Annotated in this window: 22 protein-coding genes and 1 pseudogene; 5 read left to right on the forward strand and 18 right to left on the reverse strand. The window is 72.8% G+C overall.

Annotated features, from left to right (window positions below; genetic code table 11):
- Positions 1–8: 8 nt before the first annotated feature.
- Positions 9–1,274 (forward strand): TFIIB-type zinc ribbon-containing protein, encoded by a 1,266-nt coding sequence (locus tag AC3X7Z_RS19010; protein ID WP_489976889.1) that lies wholly within the window; start codon positions 9–11, stop codon positions 1,272–1,274.
- On the forward strand, positions 1,271–1,549 hold the full coding sequence (locus AC3X7Z_RS19015) for a hypothetical protein (protein WP_489976890.1): 279 nt from the start codon (positions 1,271–1,273) through the stop codon (positions 1,547–1,549). The genes AC3X7Z_RS19010 and AC3X7Z_RS19015 overlap by 4 nt, the downstream gene beginning before the upstream one ends.
- Before the next feature lie 6 nt (positions 1,550–1,555).
- Here the strand turns inward: AC3X7Z_RS19015 and AC3X7Z_RS19020 are convergent, their stop codons facing one another.
- The 8 genes and pseudogenes from AC3X7Z_RS19020 to AC3X7Z_RS19055 form a co-directional block, all read right to left on the reverse strand.
- Positions 1,556–2,968, reverse strand: a complete 1,413-nt coding sequence (locus AC3X7Z_RS19020; RefSeq protein WP_489976891.1) for a metallopeptidase TldD-related protein — start codon at positions 2,966–2,968, stop codon at positions 1,556–1,558.
- Positions 2,968–3,111 carry a hypothetical protein gene (locus tag AC3X7Z_RS19025; protein ID WP_489976892.1) on the reverse strand — a complete coding sequence of 48 codons (144 nt, stop codon included), beginning with the start codon at positions 3,109–3,111 and terminating at the stop codon, positions 2,968–2,970. Before AC3X7Z_RS19025 ends, AC3X7Z_RS19020 begins: the two co-directional genes overlap by 1 nt.
- Before the next feature lie 273 nt (positions 3,112–3,384).
- Positions 3,385–4,080, reverse strand: a complete 696-nt coding sequence (locus AC3X7Z_RS19030; RefSeq protein WP_186342223.1) for a GAF and ANTAR domain-containing protein — start codon at positions 4,078–4,080, stop codon at positions 3,385–3,387.
- Positions 4,081–4,301: 221 nt separating this feature from the next.
- Complete coding sequence (locus AC3X7Z_RS19035) at positions 4,302–5,822, reverse strand: TldD/PmbA family protein (RefSeq protein WP_186342222.1); 1,521 nt, start codon at positions 5,820–5,822, stop codon at positions 4,302–4,304.
- Positions 5,823–5,844: 22 nt separating this feature from the next.
- Positions 5,845–7,332, reverse strand: coding sequence for an SbcC/MukB-like Walker B domain-containing protein (locus AC3X7Z_RS19040; protein ID WP_489976931.1), 1,488 nt, complete (start codon positions 7,330–7,332; stop codon positions 5,845–5,847).
- Positions 7,333–8,301: 969 nt separating this feature from the next.
- Positions 8,302–8,910: pseudogene (locus AC3X7Z_RS19045) on the reverse strand (AAA family ATPase); the annotation flags it as partial.
- Positions 8,832–10,025 carry an exonuclease SbcCD subunit D gene (locus AC3X7Z_RS19050; RefSeq protein ID WP_489976893.1) on the reverse strand — a complete coding sequence of 398 codons (1,194 nt, stop codon included), beginning with the start codon at positions 10,023–10,025 and terminating at the stop codon, positions 8,832–8,834. The gene AC3X7Z_RS19050 and the pseudogene AC3X7Z_RS19045, both read right to left, overlap by 79 nt.
- A 69-nt stretch (positions 10,026–10,094) precedes the next feature.
- On the reverse strand, positions 10,095–10,919 hold the full coding sequence (locus tag AC3X7Z_RS19055) for a formate dehydrogenase accessory sulfurtransferase FdhD (protein ID WP_489976894.1): 825 nt from the start codon (positions 10,917–10,919) through the stop codon (positions 10,095–10,097).
- 174 nt (positions 10,920–11,093) lie between these two features.
- Between AC3X7Z_RS19055 and AC3X7Z_RS19060 the strand changes: the two genes are divergently transcribed.
- A complete protein-coding gene (locus AC3X7Z_RS19060) occupies positions 11,094–11,237 on the forward strand; it encodes a hypothetical protein (protein WP_186342219.1) in 144 nt (47 codons plus the stop codon).
- A gap of 82 nt (positions 11,238–11,319) precedes the next feature.
- Positions 11,320–11,754: an OsmC family protein gene (locus tag AC3X7Z_RS19065; RefSeq protein ID WP_489976895.1), complete on the forward strand. Its 435-nt coding sequence runs from the start codon at positions 11,320–11,322 to the stop codon at positions 11,752–11,754.
- Here the strand turns inward: AC3X7Z_RS19065 and AC3X7Z_RS19070 are convergent.
- The 9 genes from AC3X7Z_RS19070 to AC3X7Z_RS19110 all read right to left on the reverse strand — a co-directional run bounded on the left by AC3X7Z_RS19070 (position 11,741) and on the right by AC3X7Z_RS19110 (position 20,592).
- Positions 11,741–12,469 carry a peptidylprolyl isomerase gene (locus AC3X7Z_RS19070; RefSeq protein WP_186342217.1) on the reverse strand — a complete coding sequence of 243 codons (729 nt, stop codon included), beginning with the start codon at positions 12,467–12,469 and terminating at the stop codon, positions 11,741–11,743. The two genes, AC3X7Z_RS19065 and AC3X7Z_RS19070, sit on opposite strands and share 14 nt — an antisense overlap.
- Positions 12,470–12,494: 25 nt before the next feature.
- The gene (locus AC3X7Z_RS19075) at positions 12,495–13,334 is read right to left on the reverse strand and encodes an aldo/keto reductase (RefSeq protein ID WP_186342216.1); all 840 of its coding nucleotides are present in this window, start codon (positions 13,332–13,334) and stop codon (positions 12,495–12,497) included.
- 78 nt (positions 13,335–13,412) lie between these two features.
- Entirely contained in the window at positions 13,413–13,778 is a 366-nt protein-coding gene (gene mnhG / locus AC3X7Z_RS19080; protein WP_186342215.1) for a monovalent cation/H(+) antiporter subunit G, read from the reverse strand.
- Positions 13,775–14,080 (reverse strand): MrpF/PhaF family protein, encoded by a 306-nt coding sequence (locus AC3X7Z_RS19085; RefSeq protein ID WP_186342214.1) that lies wholly within the window; start codon positions 14,078–14,080, stop codon positions 13,775–13,777. Before AC3X7Z_RS19085 ends, mnhG begins: the two co-directional genes overlap by 4 nt.
- Positions 14,077–14,652 (reverse strand): Na+/H+ antiporter subunit E, encoded by a 576-nt coding sequence (locus tag AC3X7Z_RS19090; RefSeq protein WP_186342213.1) that lies wholly within the window; start codon positions 14,650–14,652, stop codon positions 14,077–14,079. Before AC3X7Z_RS19090 ends, AC3X7Z_RS19085 begins: the two co-directional genes overlap by 4 nt.
- Positions 14,649–16,343, reverse strand: a complete 1,695-nt coding sequence (locus tag AC3X7Z_RS19095) for a Na+/H+ antiporter subunit D (protein ID WP_489976896.1) — start codon at positions 16,341–16,343, stop codon at positions 14,649–14,651. The genes AC3X7Z_RS19090 and AC3X7Z_RS19095 overlap by 4 nt, the downstream gene beginning before the upstream one ends.
- Positions 16,340–16,831, reverse strand: a complete 492-nt coding sequence (locus tag AC3X7Z_RS19100) for a Na(+)/H(+) antiporter subunit C (protein WP_186342211.1) — start codon at positions 16,829–16,831, stop codon at positions 16,340–16,342. Before AC3X7Z_RS19100 ends, AC3X7Z_RS19095 begins: the two co-directional genes overlap by 4 nt.
- The gene (locus AC3X7Z_RS19105) at positions 16,828–19,698 is read right to left on the reverse strand and encodes a Na+/H+ antiporter subunit A (RefSeq protein WP_489976932.1); all 2,871 of its coding nucleotides are present in this window, start codon (positions 19,696–19,698) and stop codon (positions 16,828–16,830) included. Before AC3X7Z_RS19105 ends, AC3X7Z_RS19100 begins: the two co-directional genes overlap by 4 nt.
- Positions 19,699–19,995: 297 nt before the next feature.
- Positions 19,996–20,592 (reverse strand): hypothetical protein, encoded by a 597-nt coding sequence (locus AC3X7Z_RS19110; RefSeq protein ID WP_206054355.1) that lies wholly within the window; start codon positions 20,590–20,592, stop codon positions 19,996–19,998.
- Between the two features lie 94 nt (positions 20,593–20,686).
- Here AC3X7Z_RS19110 and AC3X7Z_RS19115 point away from each other — a divergent pair, with 94 nt between their 5' ends.
- A complete protein-coding gene (locus AC3X7Z_RS19115; protein WP_206054354.1) occupies positions 20,687–21,025 on the forward strand; it encodes a winged helix-turn-helix transcriptional regulator in 339 nt (112 codons plus the stop codon).
- A 55-nt stretch (positions 21,026–21,080) separates the two neighbouring features.
- On the opposite strand, the gene AC3X7Z_RS19120 is transcribed toward AC3X7Z_RS19115, so the two are convergent.
- The gene (locus AC3X7Z_RS19120; RefSeq protein WP_489976897.1) at positions 21,081–21,920 is read right to left on the reverse strand and encodes an alpha/beta hydrolase; all 840 of its coding nucleotides are present in this window, start codon (positions 21,918–21,920) and stop codon (positions 21,081–21,083) included.
- Positions 21,921–22,003 lie beyond the last annotated feature (83 nt).

Below are 22,003 nucleotides of genomic sequence, written 5' to 3' on the forward strand. Positions count from 1 at the left end.
GACGTGAGATGACGCAGGACGCCCCACCGCCGCGGGACCCCGACGCCCCGGTGTTCGACGGACCGCCGCTGCCGCTCGAGGAGGAGCTGGCCGCGGCACGTGCCGACCCGGAGCCGGGACCGGACATCCAGACCGTCAACGACTCGCTCGCCGACGGGATCAACCGCTGCCCCAAGTGCGGCTCGACCGACGTGCAGCTGCGGGCGTCGACCGGCATGCTCGTGTGCCTGTTCTGCCGCCACCAGTGGGAGGAGTCGCGGGTCGAGGAGGCGCTCGGCCTCGGCGAGGGCATCGACGAGCTCGAGGGCACCGTCATCGCCGGCGGCGCCGGGCACATCGCCGCCGACGCCGCGGCGCAGGTGACGTTGAAGTGCGGCGGCTGCGGCGCCGAGGTCGTCGTCGACACCGCGCACACGATGAACGCCCGCTGCCACTGGTGCCGGCACACGCTCAACGTCAACCAGCGGACCCCCAACGGGGCCGTGCCCGACGCGGTGCTGCCGTTCCGGCTGACGCACGCCGAGGCCGTCGAGAGGATCCGCGAGTTCGCCGGCAAGCGGCGCCTGTTCGCGCACCCGCGGTTCAAGGCCGAGTTCGTGCCCGAGAACGTCCTCGGTGTCTACCTGCCCTACCTGGTCATCGACGCACGCGCCGACACGGCCTACGTCGGAGAGGGCGAGGTGCAGACACGGCGGTGGACCGAGAAGAGCGGCGACAACGACGTCACCTACTACGCCGCCGACGTCTACCGCGTGCGGCGGTCGGTGTCGTTCACCGTCGACGACCTCACCGTCGAGGGCGCTGCCGCGCGGGCGAGCTCGGACTCCTCCACGACCAACAACATCATCAACACGATCCTGCCGTTCGACACCAAGAACGCCGTGAGGTGGAACGCCAGCTATCTCGTCGGCTACACCAGCGAGAAGCGCGACCTCGACGTGGACGACCTCCGCCCGGTCCTGGAGGACCAGCTGCTCTCCATCGGCCGCGCCCAGGTGCACGACTCGCTGTCGAAGTTCGACCGCGGGGTGCGGTGGGAGCAGGAGAAGGTGGACGTCGGCGGGTCACGGTGGATCTCGATGTACCTGCCGGTCTGGCTCTACTCCTACTACCAGGAGAACACCAAGGTGCTCCACTACATCGCGGTCAACGGGCGCACCGGCGAGACCATGGGAAGCGTGCCGGTGTCGCAGTGGCGACTGGTCGCCGCGGCGCTCACCGTCGGCACGGTCCTCGAGGGCGCCGCCGGCGCGCTGCTGGTGGCGATGTCATGAGCACGTGGCTGCTCGACGTCGTCATGTCCGGCGACTCGTCGCCGCTGTGGATCCTCGCCGCGGGGCCGGCGGGGGCGGTCGCGACCTACTGGGCGCTCTACCGCTACTACCGCAACACCGACAAGTCGCACGCCTACGAGCGCGACACCCTCATCACGGCGCAGCCGGTGCAGGGCGACGAGGAGAAGATCGACCACATCTCGCGCACCCGCGACTCCGACATCGACGGTGACAACGGCTCGCAGCACCGCCAGCGGGTGCAGCGGATGCGCTGAGGCGGCTCAGACGCCCTGCGACACGCTCGACATGTTGAAGTCGGGGATCCGCAGGGCCGGGGTGGCGGTGCGCGAGAAGTAGTCGTCGCCCCACTCGCGGCTGAAGCTCGGCACGGTGGCGGTGGCCGCGGTGAACCGGTTGAGCAGGTCGACGGGGCTCTCGTTCCAGCGGAAGTTGTTGGCCGCACCCACGATCTCGCCGTCCTCGACGACGTAGACGCCGTCGCGGGTCAGGCCGGTGAGCAGCATCGTCTGCGGGTCGACCTCGCGGATGTACCACAGGCAGGTCAGCAGCAGGCCGCGCTGCACGCCGGAGACCATGTCCTCGATCGTCCCCGCGCCGTCGCCGACCTCCAGCACCAGGTTGTCGATCATCGGCGTGACCGGCTGCCCGGTCATGCCGGCGGAGTGCCGGGTCTGCAGCAGCCCGGTGAGCAGCCCGTCGCGGATCCAGTCGGTGCGCTCGAGGGAGAGGCCGTTGTCGAACACCGAGTCGGTGTTGTCGGACGCCCCGGCGATCACGAAGGGCGCGCACTCGAGCCCGGGGTGGGCGGGGTCGGAGAACAGGCTCACGCCGGGGGCGGCGACCTTGTCGCCGATGCGGGTGCCACCGCCGCGGCGGCTGTAGACCGACTCGCCCTCGTGGGCCACCCGCGCGCCGGCGCCCCAGTAGGCGTCGATCATCAGGTCGGCGACCGACGACGGCGGCAGGATCGTGTCGTAGCGCCCGGCGGGCAGGCCGATGCGACGCTCGGCCCACGCGAGCCGCTGGGCGACGGTGGCGGCCATGGCGGCCGCGTCGACGTCGCGGAAGTCGCGGGTGGCGCCCCCGGTCCAGGCACTGCGGGTGAGCGAGGTGTCCTTGCCGGTGCAGGCGTAGTGCCCGGTGGGCTGCACGTGGCGCAGTCGCAGGCCGCGGGTCGAGCCGAGGTAGGTGGTGGCGACGTCGTGGTTGACGAAGCCGTAGAGCAGCCGCTGCTCGGCGCCCGCCTGGGCGAACGCCTCGCCCAGCGACGGCGCGAACTGGCGGTAGACGCCGATGTCGGTGGTCTCCGGCTCGGTGTCCCAGTCGGGGGACGTGGCGTCGGCGACGAGCTCGGCCACGTCCTCGGCGGGGGAGCCGGCGCGGGCGGCCGCGTCGGCGGCCTGCACGAGCGCCGTGACCTGCTCGGGCGTCGAGGCACTGCCCGAGACCGACCCGGTCGCCACGCCCCCGCTGACGGCGGCGAAGCTGACGACCGTCACCGACACCTCGGTCATCACACCGTTGGTGGTGAGCGTGTTGTTGGCCCAGCGCAGGTTGGCGCTGGTCACGTCGCGGACGATCGCGACGCAGTCGTCGGCGGTGGAGGTGGCGAGCGCGTGCTCGACCAGCTGCTGCGGGGTGTGCAGGGAGGGGTGCAGAGCAGGGGACGTCATCAGTGGCCCGCCTCGTCGAGGGTGTTGAGGATGGTGACGCCGCGGAACAGTGCGGTGGGGCAGCCGTGGCTGACCGCCGCGACCTGCCCGGGCTGGGCCTTGCCGCAGCCGAAGGCCCCGCCGAGCACCCAGGTGTCACGCACGAGAGGCCCCACGGGGTCCGTCGTCCTCGTGGCGGGGGATCGTCTCGCCCGGCGTGGCATCGGTTCGACGGGTCCGGCGCCCAACATCGCTAGCTGCATGACTCGTTCCAGGGGTCGTGGTCGAGGAGTCTTCGCAGCATAGGGGCACCGCTTCGTCGTTCGAGTGGTGGGTGACGTCCCGTCGACCGGTGTCGTGCCACGGTCGGTGAGACCTGCGATGGAACTCACGGAATGGACCAGGTCTGCTGGAGGGATGGGGGACTTCCAGATCGGCTAGGACGAGGGTGACGGAAGACGGCGGGTGTTGATCAGCTCGATGGCGACCTGGCGCAGCTTGACGTTGTGCGTCGAGGAGAGCCGGGTCAGCAGGGCCATCGCGCGATCCGCATCGACGTCGTAGCGCTCCATCACCACACCGCACGCCTGACCGATCAGGGTGCGGGAGTCCAGAGCCGCCTCGTACTGGTCCAGCCTTTGCGCGGCCAGTACGGCGAGGGCGATGTGCGCCGCGAGAGCCATGCCCTCGGACTTGTCCTCAGCGCTGAACGCGTCGGCCTCGGTCGAGTACATGCTCAGAGCGCCGACGATGTCCTTGATCGTGAACAAGCGGAAGGTCAAGACGCTGCGCGCTCCCGTCGCCTCGTGAAGCGCCGCTCCCCACCTGCGCCAACGACCGTCGGCAGCAAGGTCGGGAACGTAGACCGTGTCCACGTGCCACAGCGTGTCGAGGGCAGGTCCTTCGCCGAGCTCGGCTTGCAGCCGGTCGCCCACCGCTGCTACCTCGTCACTGGCAGCCGGAGTCTCCACCCGCTGCTTGCCGTACACGAGCGAGATGCTCGCGGAGTGACATCCCTCCACATTCCGCACCAGCAGTTCGACGGCGCTCTTCACAGTGGCCGCGGGGTCACCTTGGTCCTGCATCTCTCGGGCAGCGGCCGCCATGCGGTCCGAGATCGATTCCTCACCCACGCCCCCAGCCTCTCACTCCAAGGTCTTGTTGGTCCACGCGAACCACGGTATCGGTCCACGGGGCCGTCTTCTCGACCCCGTGGACCTGGCAGAGCCCCAACGCGCGCTGGACGTGTTCCGCCTGGTACGGCTGTACCCACGTGACGTGGAACTACACTCGAGCGCTCAGCCTCGTGTGGGTGCGTCTCGGTCGTCCGCGCCTGCCGACAGAGAACACATGGTCAGTGGCCCGCCTCGTCCATGGTGTTGAGGATGTTGACCCCGCGGAAGAGAGCGCTCGGACAGCCGTGGCTGACCGCCGCGACCTGGCCGGGCTGGGCCTTGCCGCAGTTGAAGGCGCCGCCGAGGACCCAGGTGTCGGGACCGCCGACGGCCTCCATCGAGCCCCAGAAGTCGGTGGTCGTCGCCTGGTAGGCGACGTCGCGGAGCATGCCGTCGAGCCGGCCGTCGGTGATCTTGTAGAACCGCTGGCCGGTGAACTGGAAGTTGAAGCGCTGCATGTCGATCGACCACGACTTGTCGCCGACCACGTAGATGCCCCGCTCCACGCGGGAGACGAGGTCGTCGGTGCCGAGATCGTCGGTGCCCGGCATCAGGGACACGTTGGCCATCCGCTGGATCGGGATGTGGCCGGGGGAGTCGGCGTAGGCGCAGCCGTTGGAGCGGCCGCCGTTGAGCTCGGGCTTGAGGTGGCCCATCGAGCGGTCCAGCTGGTAGCCCACCAGGACGCCGTCGCGGACGATGTCCCAGGCCTGGGTCTCCACGCCCTCGTCGTCGTAGCCGACGGTGGCCAGGCCGTGCTCCTGGGTGCGGTCGCCGCGCACGTTCATGACGGGCGAGCCGTAGCGCAGGGTGCCGAGCTTGTCGTAGGTCGCGAACGAGGTGCCGGCGTAGTTGGCCTCGTAGCCGAGCGCGCGGTCGAGCTCGGTGGCGTGACCGATCGACTCGTGGATCGTGAGCCACAGGTTGGACGGGTCGACGACCAGGTCGTAGGTGCCGGCCTCGACGGTGGGTGCCGTGAGCTTCTCCGCGAGCAGCTCGGGCACCTCGGCGAGCTCGGCGTCCCAGTCCCAGTGGCCGCCGGTGAGGTATTCCCAGCCGCGGCCGACCGGTGGGGCGATGGAGGCCATCGAGTCGAAGATCCCGGTCTGCGCGTCCTCGCCGGTCGCCTCGAAGCCCGGCTGGAGGCGCACCCGCTGCTGGGTGGTGCGGGTGCCGGACAGGTCGGCGTAGTACTTGTTCTCCTGGACCTGCTGCAGGAAGGCGGTCGCGTGCGCGACGGCCGCCCCGGCGCGCAGCCGCTCGGTCCAGTCGACCAGCAGCGCTCCCTTGTCCCGCGTGGGCACCTCGAGCGGGTTGAGGTCGTAGCCGGAGACCCAGGTGACGTCGTCGTGCACCGGCTCGGGGGCGAGCTCGACCGGGGTCGTGGTCATCGCGGCGGCGACCTTGGCCACCGTCACGGCGGTCTCCGCGACGCGGCGCGCCTCGTCGTCGGTCAGCACCACCCCGGACGCGAAGCCCCAGGCCCCGTCGTGGACGACGCGGACCGCGAAGCCGACGTCCTCGGCGTCGCTGGCCGTCTGGAGCACGCCGTCGCGGGCCCCGAGGTACTGGTAGCGGTTGCGCTCGAACCGGAAGTCGGCGTGGCTGGCGCCGAGCTCGGCGGCCCGGGCCAGGGCCACGTCGCCGAGGCGGCGGTGGGGCAGCTCGCTGAAGGTCGGGTCGAGCCCGGGCGCACTCATGGCACGAACCTAGCCGAGTCGGTCAGGCGAGGGAGAGCGAGGTGTGGCTGCCGTTGCGGCCGCGGTGGACCCGCAGCTGGGTGGGGATGCGGGTCTGGAGCTCGGGGACGTGGCTGACCACGCCAACGACCCGCCCGCCGTCGCGCAGGGTGTCAAGGGTGTCCATCACGTCCTCGAGCGTCTCGGCGTCGAGCGAGCCGAAGCCCTCGTCGACGAAGAGCGTGTCGAGGTCGGTGCCGCCCGCCTCCTGGGTGATCACGTCGGCGAGGCCCAACGCCAGCGCCAGCGACACGACGAACGTCTCGCCGCCGGAGAGCGTCGCGGGATCGCGGCTGTCGCCGGTCCAGTCGTCGCGCACCAGCAGGCTGAGCCCGCCGCGCCGCTCCCCGGCACCGCGCTGGCCGGAGTGGACGAGGGAGTAGCGCTGGTCGCTCATCGTGGAGAGCCGGAGGTTGGCGGCCTCGACCACCTGTCCGAGCCGGTGCGCGAGGACGTAGGCGGAGAGCCGCATCTGGTGGCGGTTGTCGGCGTGCTTGCCCTCGACGAGGGCCGCGAGGTCGGTGACGAGGTCGAGGTCGTCACGGACCGGCGCCCACGAGGCGAGGGCTCCCTCGATCTCGGCTCCGAGGTCGCGCAGGCGTCGTCCCTGCTCGTGCAGCCGAGCGGCCTCGTGGCGGGCCTGCCCGACCGCTTCCGTGGCCCGCTGATGGGCGAGGTCGAGGGCATCGAGGTCGGGAGCATCGGCCTCGCTCGCCTGCTGGAGCGTCTCGTCGGCGAGGAGGTCGCGCACCCGGGTCACCTCGCGCTCGTGGCGCTGCACCTCGTGCTCGAGCCGGGCGAGGTCGGACTCGGGCAGCCAGGCGGCGGCCCCGTCGTCGGACGACGCGAACCCGGCCCGTGCGGCCGCCCGGTCGGCCGCGTCCTGGGCACTGGCGGCCGTGGCGCGGGCCCGCGCGCACTCGGCTGCGAGGTCGGTGCAGCGTTGGGCGAGCTGCTCGACCCGCTGGTGGTGGGTGAGCAGGTCGTCGAGGTCGGACCCCTCGGGGACGACGGCGCCCACCTGCTCGCGGAGCGACTCCACGCGGGCCGCGAGCACCGCCGCCTCGGTGTCGAGGCGCGCCGCGGTCTCGGTCAGCGTCTCGCGCCGGCGGGCGAGGGACTCCTGCTCCTCGCGCAGGGCGACGAGCTGCTCGGTGAGCGGCTGGAGCGTCGCGGCGTCGGCGCGGGCGGTGTCGCGGCGTGCCCGCACGTCGCGCTCGTCGGCGAGCAGGCGCTCGGGCGTGCCTCCCGCCTCGGCGAGCGCCGCGGCGAGCTGGGACTCCAGCCCGCGGACCTGCTGGGCGTGCGCCTCGACGACCACCTCGAGGTCGTCGACCTCCCGGCGCGCGTCGCGCTCGCTCGCCTCGTCGGGCGCCCCCGGCGCGGCGGCCGCGGGGGAGGGGTGGTCGGCGGAGCCGCACACGGGGCAGCAGGCGCCGACGGCGAGCTTGCGGGCGATCTCCGCCGCCATCCCGTCGAGACGCTGCTCGCGGATCTCGACGAGTGCCTCGCGGGCCAGCAGCCGGGCACCGGTGGCATCGGCGAGCGCCTGCTCGGCCTCGGCGAGGCCCGTCGCCAGCGTCTCGGCCGACCTCGCGGCGCGCAGTCGCGTGCCGATCACCGCGAGCTCCCGGTCGAGCGTGTCGGCGACCGCCACGGACTCACGGGCGGCGACGACGCGGGGCTCGATCTCGGCGACCGCGGCGGGCACGAGCGCCGCGCGCGCGTCGAGGCGGGTGAGGTCGGCGGCGACGTCGTCACGGCGTCGCCGGGCGCGGGCGAGCTCGTCAGCCAGGTCGGTCGCCTCGAGTTGGAGCGGCCGGACGCGGGCGAGGTCGGCGAGCGCGCGGGTGGCGGCCCGATGGTGCTCGGCCACCCGGAGGTCGTCGAGGTCGGTCGTGGCGAGCACCTCGGCGAGCGAGTCGAGGGCGCGTGCTCGTCGCTGGTCGAGGTCGTCGACGTGCGCGTGCGAGGACACCGCGAGGTCGTGGAGCGAGCGGACCGAGGCGGCACGCCGGGCCCGCTCGACCCGGCTGCGCCGGAGGTCGTGGTCGGGCGTGGCGTCCTCGAGGTCGGCCCAGTCCCGGCGCGCGGCGGCGTGGGTGGCGCGGAGGCGATGGAGCTCGGTGCCGGTGGCCCGCGCCTCGGCGGCGGCGCTCTCCGCGGCGACCGCGGCCTCGACGCGGGCCGACTGCGCGTCCGCGCTCGCGGTGGTGGCCTCGGTCAGTGCGGTGATCCACGCGCCGAGGCCCGCCGGGTCGGACGTCCAGTCGTCGGGGGCCGCGTCGCCGCCCACCTCGCTGACGCGGCTCACCAGGTCGGCGACCGTGGTCCGGTGGGCCTCGGAGGTGCGGCGCAGCTCGACCCGGCGATCGCGCAGCCACCGCTCGGAACGGTCGAAGCGTCCGGTCTGGAAGACCTGCTGCAGCAGGGCGTGGCGCTCCTCCGAGCGGGCGCGCAGGAAGGCCTGGAAGCGGCCCTGCGGCAGCAGCGCCACCTGGCAGAACTGCGGAAGCGTCATGCCGACCAGGCGCGTGACGAGGTGACCGGTCTCGTCGAGGCGGGTGCTGAGGGGGTGCCAGAGGTGCTCCCCGCGGCCGTCCGGCGCCGCGCGCCGCTCGGAGATCACCACGCGCGCCTGCTCGGTGGTCGTGCCGGAGCCGCGCTTCTTGGGCCGGGTCCAGGCAGGGGACCGGTCGATGCGGAACCGTCGTCCGGACAGGGTGGCCTCGAGCACCACCCGCGGGACCACGTCGTCGCTCGCGTGGTCGGAGCGCAGTCGCTTGGCCGTGGCCCGGTCGCCCGGGACGTCGCCGTAGAGCGCGAAGCAGACCGCGTCGAGGATGCTGGACTTGCCGGCGCCGGTGGGCCCGCTGAGCAGGAACAGGCCGGCGTCGGAGAGGGCGTCGAAGTCGATCGACACCGGGGCGGCGAACGGGCCGAACCCGACGACGTGCAGGTGGTGCAGCCTCACCCGGCACCACCCGGGGCCGGCGTCGGACCGGCCGCCGCGCCGACGAGGACGTCCTGGTCGGGATCGTGGCAGCACGCCTCGATCGCCTCGCGCAGCAGCGCGGACTCGGCGTCGGTCGCCCGGGACCCGCGCACGTGCTGGACGAAGTCGAGGGCGATGGCGTGGTCGCTGGTGCCGTCGGCCGGCCGGGCGGGCGCGCCGACCTGCGCGGCGGGGGTGGGGAACTGCAGCACGAGGGTGTGGGGGAAGCGTCGCCGCAGCTGCTCCATCGCGCGGGCGGGGCGGCGGTCGTCGGTGAGGACGGCCTGCACCCAGGCGTCCTCGTGGACGGCGAGGGTCGGGTCGGCGAGGAGGTCGGTCAGGGTGCCGGTGATCCGGGCCAGCCGCCGGGGCACCGGCGCGTCGATCCAGGTCGCGGAGCGGAGGCCGCTCGCGCCGAGCTCGACCAGCCACGACCCCTTGGTCTGGTCGGCCTCGGAGAAGGAGTAGGCGAGCGGCGAGCCGGAGTAGCGGAGGCCGTCGGCCAGGACGTGGGGGCCGTGGAGGTGTCCGAGCGCGGTGTAGTCGATGCCGTCGAAGACGCTGGTGGCGACCCGGGAGACGCCCCCGACGCTGATGTCGCGCTCGGACTCCGACGGCGTGGCGCCGGCGACGAAGGCGTGGGCGAGCACCACGCTGCGCGTCGTGGCGGGGCGGGCGTCGAGGTCGGCGCGCACCCGCCTCATCGCCTCGGTGAGTGCGGTCTCGTGGCTGCGGCGCCCGAGCGCCCAGGGCTCGAGCAGCGCGGACGGGTCGAGGTAGGGGATCGCGTGGAACGCCACGTCGCCGTGCTCGTCGGCGAGCACGACCGGCGTGCCGACCGAGGAGGCGTCGGTGCGGACGAAGACGCCGGCGGCGTCCATCAGCCGCGAGCCGAAGCCGAGGCGGCGGGCGCTGTCGTGGTTGCCGCTGCTCACCACGACGCGGGCGCGGGAGGCCGCGAGCCGGGCGAACGCCTCGTCGGCGAGCGCGACCGCGTCGACGTGGGGGAGGGCGCGGTCGTAGACGTCGCCGGAGACCACGACGACGTCGACCCGCTCCGCCGCGACCACCTCGAGGAGGTGGTCGACGAACGCACCCTGGTGGCCCAGGAGTCCTTCGCGGTGGAAGGACCTCCCGAGATGCCAGTCGGAGGTGTGGAGGATGCGCACGGCACGACCGTAGATCGCGGCACCGACACGGCCGCGGCCCCACGCCGCCGGCGCGACGTGAGACGCCGCTCAGTAGCGCACGGTGCGGCCCGCCGAGGTGAACCCCCACAGGTCGATGCCGGCCTCGTCGGCGAGGCGGGCGGCGAGGCTCGTGGGGGCGCCCACCGCTGCGATCGAGCCGATGCCGACGGCCGCAGCCTTCTGCACCAGCTCGAAGCCCACCCGTCCGCTCAGGACCAGGCACGCGGCGGCGGGGGCCTCGCCGGCGAGCACGCGGGCGCCGATGACCTTGTCGACGGCGTTGTGGCGACCGACGTCCTCGCGCACCACCCGCAGCGCGCCGTCGGCGTCGGTGAGGCCTGCGGCGTGAACGCCGCCGGTGCGCGCGAAGAGCGTCTGTCGCTCGCGCAGCGCGTCCGGGAGGCGGCGGACGACGGAGGCGTCGGGGCGGGCGCCGGCCCAGGCAGCGCTCGTCCGGGTGGCGAGGGCGTCGGCGATGCTGTCCTTGCCGCACACACCGCACGCCGACGAGCCCGAGGAGGCGGCGTCGTGGCGGTGCGGCACCACGGGCTCACCCGACACGGTCACGGTGACGACGTTGTACTCCTGCTCGGGCGCGAGGTCGGCGTCCGTGCAGTAGGCGACCTGGGCGATCGACCCGGGGCGGGCCAGGCCCTCGGCGACCAGCCACCCCGCGGCGAGCTCGAAGTCGTGGCCGGGGGTGCGCATGGTCACCCACGCCCGCCTGGGCGCCAGCGCGCCCGACCGGACCCGGATCTCGAGCGGCTCCTCGGTGATCAGGCGGTCCTCACGGGCCGTCTCGGAGCCCGAGGCGTGCTCCACGACGCGGGTGCGGACCGAGGGTCCGGGGCGTCGCGATCGCTCGATGGTCACGCCTTCGAACCTACCTCCCGCGCGGGCGGGCGAGTGGGCGAGATCACGCCGGCGCCGATGGGGGCGCGTCGTGTCCGGCTCCCTATGCTGTAAGGGTCGCAACGGAGCGACAACTTCTTACATCCACTGTTCGAACGTGAGGGTCGGATGCCCTCGGACAAGGAACGAAACTCCATGAACCCGCAGCTGCACCTCGCGCTCAGCCTCGTCGACTCGCGTGCGCGCGCCGCCGAGGACCGCGCCCTCCTGCGCAACGTGGAGATCGCCCGTCGCGAAGAGCGCCGCGCCCGTCGCGCCGCGCGCCGCGGCACCCGCTGAGTCCCCGCGGGCACACGGCCCGCCGTCCACACCGTCGTGGACCCGCACCCTGCCCGAGCGCCGCTCTGGCAGGGTGGTCGTCATGACGGACGACACGGTGCGCAGCGTCGAGATCACCCGGATCGGGCCCGCCAGGTTCAAGGCCACCAACGCGCGTGGCGGTGAGACCTACTTCGGCACCGGGGGAGCGGACCCCGACTTCACCCCGGTCGAGCTGCTGCTCGCCGCCATCGCCGGGTGCAGCGCGCTCGACGTCGAGGCGATCACCCACAAGCAGACGAGCAGCACGACGTTCGACGTCCACGCCGAGGGCCGCAAGGTGCGCGACGCCGACGGCAACCACCTGACCGGGATCCGCGTGTCGTTCGACATCGCCTTCCCCGAGGGCCCCGACGGCGACGCCGCGAGCCACCGGGTGCAGTCGGCGATCGAGATGTCCCGCGACCGGCTCTGCACGGTCTCGCGGACCGTGCAGCTCGGCGAGGACGTGGTCTACGAGCCCGTCAGCCGACCGTGACGGTCTCGATGGTGACGTCCTTGTTGGGCGCGCCGCCGCCGGCCGGGTGGGCGCCGTCGTTGCCCTCGGCGGCGATCTTGTCGATGACCTCGAGTCCGGCCTCGTCGATCGTGCCGAACACCGTGTAGCTCGGCGGGAACTGCGAGTCGCGGAAGACCAGGAAGAACTGCGAGCCGTTGGTGTCCGGCCCGGCGTTGGCCATCGCGAGGGTGCCCGCCGGGTAGGTCTCGTCACCGCTCAGCTCGTCGGCGAAGGAGTAGCCGGCGCCGCCGGAGCCGGTGCCCGTCGGGTCGCCGCACTGCAGGATGCCGAAGCCGTCCTGGTCGCCGATGCGCGGGCAGGGCGTGTCGTTGTAGAAGCCCTGCTCGGCCAGCGACACGAACGAGTTGACGGTGCAGGGGGCCGAGCCCGCGTCGAGGGTCAGCCCGATGTCGCCGAAGTTGGTGATGATCGTCGCGGGCACGGTGCCGTCGGCCAGCGCCTCCGCCTCGGGGGGCTCGACGTCGCGGGCCGGCTCCTGGCCGTCCTCGGGGTACTCGCAGGTGGTCGTCTTGCCCGACGCCGACTCGCTGGGGGACTCGCTGGGGGACTCACTCGTCGACTCGCTGGTGGAGTCGGCGGCCGGGTCGTCCGCGCTCTGGTCGGCCTCGTTGCCGCAGCCGGCGAGGGCGAGGACGGACAGGCAGGCGGCCACAGTGGCGAGTCGCTTCAGCATGCCCACGATCGTAACGAGCCCCTCGTCACATCTCCTCATAGGTGTCCGGGTCGCCGCCGAACAGGCGCCCGTCGGACTCCCCGAGACGCGAGATGGCGGCCATCTCGTCGTCGGTGAGCTCGAAGCCGAACACGTCGAGGTTCTGCGCCTGGCGGGCCGGGTCGACGGACTTGGGGACGGGCAGTGAGCCGAGCTGGACGTGCCAGCGCAGGATGACCTGGCCCGGCGAGACGTCGTGCGCCTCGGCGGCCCCCCGGACGGCGTCCTCCGTCAGCGGCGCGCGACGCTTGCCCATCGGGCTCCACGCCTCGGTGCGGATGCCGAGCCGCTCGTGGACCTCGCGCATGTGCTCCTGCGGGAAGCGCGGGTGCAGCTCGATCTGGTTGACCGCCGGCGTGACGCCGGTGTCGTCGATGATGCGGGCGAGGTGCTCCTCGGTGAAGTTGGAGACACCGATCGAGCGGACCAGCCCGTCCTGCTGCAGCTGCACCAGGGCGCGCCACGCCTCGACGTACCGGCCCTGGCTCGGGTTGGGCCAGTGGATCAGGTGGAGGTCGGTGCGCTCGAGGCCGAGGCGGTCGAGCGACTCGCGCACGGACGCGATGGCGTCGTCGTAGCCGTGGTGCCGGCCCGGGATCTTGGTGGTCACGACGAGCTCGTCGCGGGGGACGCCCGAGCGACGGATGGCCTCGCCGACCTCGGTCTCGTTGTCGTAGTTGACCGCCGTGTCGATCAGGCGGTAGCCCGTCTCGATGGCGGAGAGGACCGCCGCGGTGCCGTCGTCGCCGACCAGCGGATAGGTGCCGAAGCCGATCGCGGGGATCGTCGTGCCGTCGTTGAGGGTGTAGGTCGGGGTGTCAGCCATGCGTCCCACCGTAGGCCGCAGGCGGGCGGGGGCGCAGGGGGGGTGCGCCCGAGGACGCGGCGCCGGTCAGGGCGCCGGTCAGGGCGCGCCGCGGGGCTCCTCGTGGGCCGGACCGTCGGTGAGCTCGTCGACGACGAGCAGGTCGTGGCGCACCTGCCCGGCGCGGAACGACGCGCGCCCGACCATGTGGCTGGTCACCACGCTCGTCGCCATCTGCAGCAGCACGATCAGCGCGAGGACGCCCACCACACTGGGCTCGCGGAGCCGGAGGGCGACGCCGGTCATCACCAGCATGGTGCCGAGCACCTGGGGCTTGGTGGCCGCGTGCATCCGGCTGAGGAGGTCGGGCAGCCGCAGGACGCCGATCGCGGCGACGAGGGCGAGCAGCGCGCCCAGCAGGATGCACACGGCGGCCGCCACGTCGGCGACGTCGGTCCAGCTCATCGGGCACCCCCCGTGCTGCTCTCGTCGCGGTCGCCGGCCTCGATGTCGTCGCTGCGGCTGGCGTAGCGCGCGACGCTGACGGCGCCGACCATGCCGCAGCCCGCGAGGACCACCAGCATCGGGAGGGCGTACGTGGTGCCGCTGTGGGCGACGTAGAGGCCCGTCGCGGAGACGGTCACCGCGACGATCACGTCGAGCGCGACGCTGCGGTCGAGGATCGTCGGTCCGATGGTGAGCCGGACGAGCAGCAGCCCGGCGGCGGCCGCGAGCAGCCCCGCCGCGAGCACGAGCACGAGGGTCATGGCTGCTCCTGCGGGGTCGGTGCGGGGGTGGGCGTCCGGAGCGGCAGCGCGTGCAGGAGCCGTTGCTCCAGGTCGAGCGCGGTGCGGCGGAACGTCTCGGCCGCCTCCGCGTCGGGCACGTCGAGCACGTGCAGGTAGAGCGTGTGGGTCGAGCGTCGGGCCTCGACGACCACCGAGCCGGGGATGAGGGAGAGCATCGACGCGACCAGGGTCAACAGGAAGTCGGACTCGGTCTCCAGGTCGACCGCCACGACGGCGTTGCGCACCGGCCGGCGGCGCAGGACCACCCCGGCCACCTCGATGCTGGCCCGCACGATCTCGGCCAGGAAGTGGGCGATCACGCCGAGCAGCGGGATCGGGCGTACGCGCGAGCCCAGGTCGATCGGGGGCAGCGGGAAGGCGAGGCAGACCAGGACCGCCACGATCACCCCGCCCACGACGAGGAGCGGCGTCACGTCGCCCCACATCGCCAGCCACACGACGAGCAGCCAGGCGACCGCACGCGGCTGGACGGCCCGGTGCCGAGCGGGCCGGGTGCTGCCGTCGGGGCGGGTGCGCACCACCGGGCTCATGGCTGGTCCTCGGTGAGGACGGAGGAGAGGTAGGGCGTGCGCTCGTGCAGGTCGCCGGCCGCACGGTCGCCGAGCGCGTAGAGCGGTCCGGCGATCACCGTCAGCAGCACGCTGGCCACGACCAGGCCGCTGGCCGGCAGCAGCATGCCCAGCGGCGAGGTGCGGCTGTCCTCGCCTGCCTGGATCAGGGTGTAGAAGTCGCGGTCGGGCTCGTTGTCGTCGCCGAGGCGTCGCGCCTCCTCGATGTCGCGCCTCGACACGCTGCCCGACGCGGTGTGCACGTGCCCGCGGTGCTGGACGGCGGGCTGGCTGTCGTAGCCGGGGATCGGGTCGCCGCCGGTGTCACCGATGGCCTCGAGCGCCTCGTGGGCCTCGCGCGGCGTGCGCCAGAACGCGACGGTCCACGTCTTGGCGACCGCGTAGAGCGTGAGCAGGCTGGTCGCGGCGCCGGCGGCGACGAGCGTCCAGGCGAGCGGGCTGCCGTCGAGCTGGGCCGCCTGGAACAGCCCGACCTTGCCGATGAACCCGGAGAACGGCGGGATGCCGGCGAGGTTCATCGCCGGCACGAAGAACAGCACCGCCAGCACCGGGGCGAGGCGCGCGAGCCCGCCGATGCGCATCAGGGCCGTGCTGCCGGCTCGCCGCTCGACGAGGCCGAGCACCAGGAAGAGCGCCGTCTGGATGGTGATGTGGTGGACGACGTAGAACGTCGTGCCCGCGGTGCCCGCCCGGCTGTCGAGCGCGATGCCGAGGATGAGGTAGCCGATGTGGCTGACGAGAGTGAACGACAGCATGCGCTTGATGTCGGACTGGGCGATGGCGCCGAGGATGCCGATGATCATCGTGAGCAGCGCCGCCCACAGCAGCAGGCCGGTCAGCGGGCTGTCGGGGAAGAGGAGGGTCTGCATGCGCAGGATCGCGTAGACGCCGACCTTGGTCAGCAACCCGGCGAACACCGCGGTGACCGGCGCGGGGGCGGTCGGATAGCTGTCGGGCAGCCACAGCGACAGCGGGAACACCGCCGCCTTGATCGCGAACGTCGTGAGCAGCAGGAGCTGGATCATCAGCGACACGTGGTCGGGCAGCTCCGCGAGCCGCTCGGCCAGGTGGGCGAGGGTGAGCGTCCCGGTGGCGGCGTAGGTGACCGCCAGGCTGATCAGGAACAGGGTCGAGGAGAGCAGGTTGACCAGCACGTAGATCGTGCCGGCCCGCACCCGTGCCGCGGTGCCGCCGAGGGTGAGCAGGACGTAGCTGGCGAACAGCAGCATCTCGAAGCTGACGAACAGGTTGAACAGGTCGCCGGCGAGGAACGCGTTGGCCACGCCCGCGACGAGCACCAGGAAGGTCGGGTGGTAGATCGAGATCGGCGCACCCTCCTCGTCCTCGGTCATGCCCTGCCCGACCGAGTAGGCGAGGACCGCGAGTGTCACGACGGCGCTGACGAGGAGCATGAGCGCGGCGAGCCGGTCGGCGACCAGGACGATGCCGATGGTCTCCGGCCAGGCGCCGATCCACACCGTCTGCGGACCGTGCTGGTCGGCCTGGTAGAGCAGCACCGCGGCGACCACGACGACGACGCTGAGCACGCCGAGGGCGAGCCAACGCTGGATGCGCGGGTGGTGCAGCAGCGCGAGCGACGCGCCGGCACCGAGGATCGGCAGCAGCACCGGGAGCGGGACGAGGGCGTTCACTGTGACCTCATCTCGGCGGCGTCGGCGGCCAGCGGGTCGTCGTCGGGACCTTGGCCGAGGTCGCCGCTGGAGTCGTCGCCGGGGAAGTCGGAGGTGGTGGCGTCGTAGGCCTCGGACGTGACGTCGCGATGCGCGAGCCTGCGGATGGTGTCGTCCTCGATGTCGTCCTGCACGTCGTCGTGCCCGTTGAGCTGCCAGCTGCGGTAGGCCATGGCCAGCACGAACGCGGTGGTGGCGAGGGTGATGACGATGGCCGTGAGCACCATCGCCTGGGGCAGGGGGTCGGTGAGGCCCGTGGTGTCGCCGCCCTTGGTCACGATGGGCGCCCGGCCGGCGGGACCGCCGGCCACCATGAAGGACAGGCTGACGCCGTTGCCGATCATGACGAGGCCGATGAGCACCCGAGACAGGCTGCGCTCGAGGACGAGGTAGACGCCGCAGCCGAGCAGCGACGCCGCGATGAGGACGAGGGTGAGGTTGACGGTCATGCGTTCTCCGTCTCCGTGCGGCGCAGCTCGCGCTGGATGTCGCGGTCGATGTGGGACCCGAGCGCGCGCAGCAGGTCGAGGACGAGCCCGACGACCACGAGGTAGACGCCGACGTCGAAGAGGGCGGACGAGACCAGGTGCAGGTCGCCGAGGAGCGGCACGTGCAGGTCGATGACCGCGGACTGCAGCACGACGCCGCCGAACGCCAGGGGCAGCAGCGCGGCCAGCGCGGCGACGGCGAGTCCGCCGCCGATCAGGCGCCCGGCGTCCACCGGCGCGGCCTCGTCGAGCTCGTAGCGGCCGCCGGCCAGGTAGCGGATCACGAGGGCCAGACCGGTGGTCATGCCGGCCGCGAAGCCGCCACCCGGGGCGTTGTGCCCGGCGAGCAGGAGGTAGACCGAGATCACGATCAGCGTGTGGAAGAGCAGCCGGACGATGACCTCGAAGACGATCGAGCGCTTCTCGGGCGCCAAGGTGCGCGAGCCCGGGAGCCAGGCTCGTCGACCGGGGGACGTCGCGACCTTCTTGACGCCCACGGGGAACGGGATGTCGTGGACGCGGCGGATGTCGGCTCCGCGGGCGTTGACGTAGACCAGGCTGGCCACACCGGTGGCCGCCGCCACCAGCACCGAGAGCTCGCCGAGCGTGTCCCACGCGCGGGTGTCGACGAGGATGACGTTGACGATGTTGCCTCCGCCGCCGTACTCGAGCGCCTGCTCGGGCAGCGTCAGCGAGACCGGGTCGCTGACGCGCGCCGCGCCCGCCATGAGGAGGAACCCGGCGACGACGACCGCCACTGCGAGCCCCAGTGCCATGCGGACCCAGCGCTGGGCGGTGAGCGGGCGGTCGGTGAAGTACTCGGGCAGCCGGCGCAGGGCCAGCACGAACACCACCACGGTCAGCGTCTCGACGAGCGCCTGCGTGAGGGCGAGGTCGGGGGCTCCCTGGAGGACGAACAGCAGTGCCGTGCCGTAGCCCGTCACGCTGACGAGCAGCACGGCGCGGATGCGGCGGCGCGACCGGGCGGTCAGCACGGCGGCGGCGACGATGATGACGCCGATGACGGCTTGGGCGGGGTTGTCCCACGCCTGCACGTCGACGTCGCCGAGGCCGCCGAGGAGCGTCGAGCCGGGAAGCACCACGAGGACGACGAGGATGATGCCGAGGTAGGCCGCCGCGGAGCCGCGCTGGACCACACCGGTGACCTCGACCGCGGTGCGGTCGAGCAGCCGCATCCCGCCGCGGTAGGCGCGTTCGAGGCTCCAGTCATGGGCCAGGGCGGCCTGGAAGCGGGCGACGGGCTCGCGGGCGACGAACAGGACGGCGCCGGCGGCGAGCGTGATCGCCGTCAGCAGCAGTGGCAGCCCCGTGCCGTGCCACAGGGTGAGCTCGGGCTCGTGGGCCCCGGGCGGGAACGCGTCGGCCTGCCCCGCGAGGAGCGAGGTGAGCGGCCCGCCGGAGGCGCCGAGCAGGAGCGACAGGGCGGCCAGCACGACGGGCGCGGCGACGAAGGCGGCGGAGGGGGAGTGGACCGACGGAGGGGACGCGACGTCGCGGTTGGCGAACGCGCCCCACAGGAACCGCGCGGAGTAGGCCGCGGTGAGGATGGAGCCGACGACCACGCCGGCGACCAGCAGCCATCCGTTGGCCGTGGTGATCCCCGTGCCGTCACCGTCGCGGGCGACGTCGACGAGGGCGACCAGGACGCTCTCCTTGGCGACGTAGCCCAGGAGCGGCGGGACGCCGGCCATCGAGGCGGCGGCGAGGGCCGCGGCACCGGCGAGGACGGGCATCCGGCGGGCCAGGCCGGTCAGCTCGCGCAGGTCTCGGGTGCCGGTGCTGTGGTCGATGATCCCGACGACGAGGAAGAGCGTCGCCTTGAACAGCGCGTGGGCGAGCAGGAGCGCCAGGCCGGCCATCATCGCGCTGCGGGTGCCGGTGCCCAGCACGAGCACCAGGAAGCCGAGCTGGCTCACGGTGCCGTAGGCGAGCAGCAGCTTGAGGTCGTGCTGGCGCAGGGCGCGGACCCCGCCGAGCACCATGGTCGCGAGGCCGAGGACGAGCAGCGTGGTGCGCCAGCCGGTGACGGCGGCGAAGGCGGGCGCGAGGAGGGCCACGAGGTAGACCCCGGCCTTCACCATGGACGCCGCGTGGAGGTAGGCGCTCACCGGGGTGGGCGCCGCCATCGCGGAGGGCAGCCAGAAGTGGAAGGGGAGGAGGGCCGACTTGCTGATCGCCCCGACGAGGAGCAGCAGCACGCCGAGAGTCACCGCCACGCCCGTGGGCGGGTCGGCGAGGATCTCGGAGATGCGGTAGGTCCCGGCGGAGTGGCCGACCAGGATCGCGCCGACGAGGAGCACCAGGCCGCCCAGCGTCGTCACCACGAGCGCCTGGATGGCGGCGCGCCTGCTGGCCCGCCGGGCCGAGTCGTGACCGATCAGCAGGAAGGAGAAGACCGTGGTCAGCTCCCAGAACACGTAGAGCAGCAGCAGGTCGTCGGCCAGGACGAGGCCCAGCATCGAGGCCACGAACGCCACCAGCACGCCCGCGAAGCGAGGCACGCCGTCGTCGTCGTCGTCGAAGTACCAGGCGCAGTAGCCGAGGACGAGCGCACCGATGCCGAGCACGATGAGGGCCATCAGCCACTGCAGGGTGCCCATGGCGAAGGCGAGATCCATGCCGATGCTGCCGACCCACGGATGCACCTCGACGAGCATCTCGCCGTCGTGCACGGCGGGCGTCTGCGCGGCGACCCAGATCGCACCGGCGAGAGGTACTGCCGCCAGGGCCAGGAACACGCGCCGTCCGGCACGCAGCACGAGCCACGGCGATGCCACTGCCGCCGCCAGCAGCACGGCGATCAGCATCAGCACAAGCGGGGGTCCTCGTCGTCGGTGGCGGGTATCCCCAACCGTACAGGCGCTCTCGACCCGATCACGCCCGTGCGGGCGCCGGCGGACAAAGATGGGGGACGGACCCCATCTTCGGTGATCGCGCCCCGTCGGACGGGGGCTTCGGAGATGGAGGACCCCGGCCGCTACGGGGGAGGAGCGGTCGGGGTCTGAGACCAGAATAGCGACCCGCGACCCCCCGTTGGGGTGATCGTGAGGCGGCTCACCCCGTCAGGGGTGTGGTCCCGGCCACGCACGCTGGAGTCGGCCCGGCTACCGGATCCGCCGGTCGACGGCGATCCAGTTGGTCTCCCAGGTCACGCCGCCGTCGTCGGAGAACGCCTGCTCGAACCGCGCGGTGTCGCGGCCCATGCGGAAGACGAGGAACCGCACCTCGATCGACCGTCCGTCGAGCTGGTCCTGGCCGTAGAACTCGCCGACCCCGTCGTCGCGGAAGCCGCCGTAGACCGATGGCGTGAGGAGGCCGTCACGCATGTTGACGAATGTCGAGCTCCAGCGATCGGCCTGCGGCTCGTACAGACGCAGGTTGAGGCCCTCGATGCGGCCCGCCTCGCCGGAGACGTCGAGCTCGACGACGTTGGCCCGACCGCCCATCAACGCTCGCACGACGCTCCGCCCCCGGAACCGCAGCCACTCCTCCGACCCGGAGAGCGGATCGGCCAGCACGCGTACGTCGGTGCGCCACACCCCGAGCTCCCAGTCGAAGTCATGGCGCCCGTCTGACGTGGCGGCGGCAGGGACGGGCGCCGCGGGCTGCCCGGTGGCGGCCGTCGCGGTCAACAGGACCGCCGCGAGGGCGGTGACCAGCATCCGCCGAGGTGCCAGGATCCTTCTGAGGGAGAGGTTCATAGACCGAGCATCCGAGCGGAGCGAGACCATGGACAAGAACGCACCTTCAGGTAACGCCCACTCGTCGCGGCCCAACCCACTGCCCGGGTGTCCGATGGCCGCGGCGTTCGCGGCGGTCGGCGGCAAGTGGAAGCTGACCTTGATCTACTGGCTGGCGCACGGTGAGTCGCACTTCGCCGGACTGCGCCGCCACGCTGAGCCGATCACACCGAAGGTGCTCGCCGAGCAGCTCCGCGAGCTGCAGGCCGACGGACTGGTCGAGCGGACCGAGACCGGGCCGGTGCCCGCACCCGTCGTCTACCGCCTGACGCCCTACGGCGCCACGGTGCTGCCGGTCGTGGAGAGCGTCCGGCTGTGGGGGGAGTCCCACCTCGAGCGCACCGGCGGGCCGACCCGCGACGATGCGATGGCGTGCGGTCGGGTGGTCGCCTGATCCGCTCCACACCGGACCCGTGCCGGCGGGTGCGCCCTTGCCGGCCCGGGCCTGCTCAGCGACGCCCGACCTGCCGGGTGAGGAACGCCGCTGCCGAGTCGACCGCCCGCGCGGCGGTGGGGTCGGTGAGGTGGTCGTGATGGAAGACGTGGGTGGCGCCCGCGTACACCTCGAGCGCGACGTCGACGTCCGCGGTCGCGGCAAGGGCGGCGAGGCGGGTGCTGTCGTCGAGCAGGACTTCCCGCGAGCCGACCTGGAGCAGGAGCGGGGGCAGTCCCCGCAGGTCGGCGAGCAGAGGGCTCGCGCGCCGGTCGTTGCCGTCGCCTCCGGCGAGGTAGGTCTCCGCGTACGCCATGATGTCGGCGGCGTCGAAGACCGGATCGGCCTCCTCCTTGCCCGTCAGGCTCGCTCCGGAGAGCGTGAGGTCGAACCATCCGGACAACGCGACCAGGCCGGCCGGGAGGTCCAGCCCGGCGTCGCGCGCGGCGACCACGGTCGCCAGCGCGAGTCCGCCGCCCGCCGAGTCGCCCGCGAGCACCAGGCGCGCCGGGTCGACGTCGAGGAGCAGCTGCCGGTAGGCCTCGAGCGCGTCGTCGGTCGCGGCGGGGAAGGGGGCCTCCGGAGCGAGTCGGTAGTCGAGGGAGACGGCGCGCAGCCCGGCCCGCGCGGCGAGCGCGGCGGCGAGCGGGACGCCCGTGTGCGCCGAGCCCACCGCGTATCCGCCACCGTGCAGGTAGAGCAGAGTCCCGGCCGGCGGTTCGGACCCCGGCACCGTGATGGCGACGGCCGGCACGCCGCCGATGGTGGTCTCGGTGGTGCGGGTGCCCTCGGGCAGCGGCCGGTGGCCGAAGGAGGCGTAGAAGGAGCGGATCCCGGCGAGCGACTTCTGGTCCATCGGTTCTCCTGGGGTGGGGTCGGGGTAGGCATGGGAAGATGCATTCCATGGAAGATAAAGCGGATTCCCGGGAATCTATTCCG

Source organism: Nocardioides sp. Z24_21 (assembly GCF_058134345.1).

Coding starts and splice junctions, on each gene's coding strand:
- mnhG (WP_186342215.1), bottom strand. CDS start 13,778: ATGAGCTGGACCGACGTCGCCGACGTGGCGGCCGCCGTGTGCATCCTG.
- AC3X7Z_RS19035 (WP_186342222.1), bottom strand. CDS start 5,822: ATGAGTGCGCCCGGGCTCGACCCGACCTTCAGCGAGCTGCCCCACCGC.
- AC3X7Z_RS19115 (WP_206054354.1), top strand. CDS start 20,687: ATGGCCGCGGCGTTCGCGGCGGTCGGCGGCAAGTGGAAGCTGACCTTG.
- AC3X7Z_RS19085 (WP_186342214.1), bottom strand. CDS start 14,080: ATGACCCTCGTGCTCGTGCTCGCGGCGGGGCTGCTCGCGGCCGCCGCC.
- AC3X7Z_RS19065 (WP_489976895.1), top strand. CDS start 11,320: ATGACGGACGACACGGTGCGCAGCGTCGAGATCACCCGGATCGGGCCC.
- AC3X7Z_RS19110 (WP_206054355.1), bottom strand. CDS start 20,592: ATGAACCTCTCCCTCAGAAGGATCCTGGCACCTCGGCGGATGCTGGTC.
- AC3X7Z_RS19015 (WP_489976890.1), top strand. CDS start 1,271: ATGAGCACGTGGCTGCTCGACGTCGTCATGTCCGGCGACTCGTCGCCG.
- AC3X7Z_RS19100 (WP_186342211.1), bottom strand. CDS start 16,831: ATGACCGTCAACCTCACCCTCGTCCTCATCGCGGCGTCGCTGCTCGGC.
- AC3X7Z_RS19020 (WP_489976891.1), bottom strand. CDS start 2,968: ATGACGTCCCCTGCTCTGCACCCCTCCCTGCACACCCCGCAGCAGCTG.
- AC3X7Z_RS19060 (WP_186342219.1), top strand. CDS start 11,094: ATGAACCCGCAGCTGCACCTCGCGCTCAGCCTCGTCGACTCGCGTGCG.
- AC3X7Z_RS19040 (WP_489976931.1), bottom strand. CDS start 7,332: ATGGCGGCGGAGATCGCCCGCAAGCTCGCCGTCGGCGCCTGCTGCCCC.
- AC3X7Z_RS19090 (WP_186342213.1), bottom strand. CDS start 14,652: ATGAGCCCGGTGGTGCGCACCCGCCCCGACGGCAGCACCCGGCCCGCT.
- AC3X7Z_RS19105 (WP_489976932.1), bottom strand. CDS start 19,698: ATGCTGATCGCCGTGCTGCTGGCGGCGGCAGTGGCATCGCCGTGGCTC.
- AC3X7Z_RS19120 (WP_489976897.1), bottom strand. CDS start 21,920: ATGGACCAGAAGTCGCTCGCCGGGATCCGCTCCTTCTACGCCTCCTTC.
- AC3X7Z_RS19070 (WP_186342217.1), bottom strand. CDS start 12,469: ATGCTGAAGCGACTCGCCACTGTGGCCGCCTGCCTGTCCGTCCTCGCC.
- AC3X7Z_RS19075 (WP_186342216.1), bottom strand. CDS start 13,334: ATGGCTGACACCCCGACCTACACCCTCAACGACGGCACGACGATCCCC.
- AC3X7Z_RS19010 (WP_489976889.1), top strand. CDS start 9: ATGACGCAGGACGCCCCACCGCCGCGGGACCCCGACGCCCCGGTGTTC.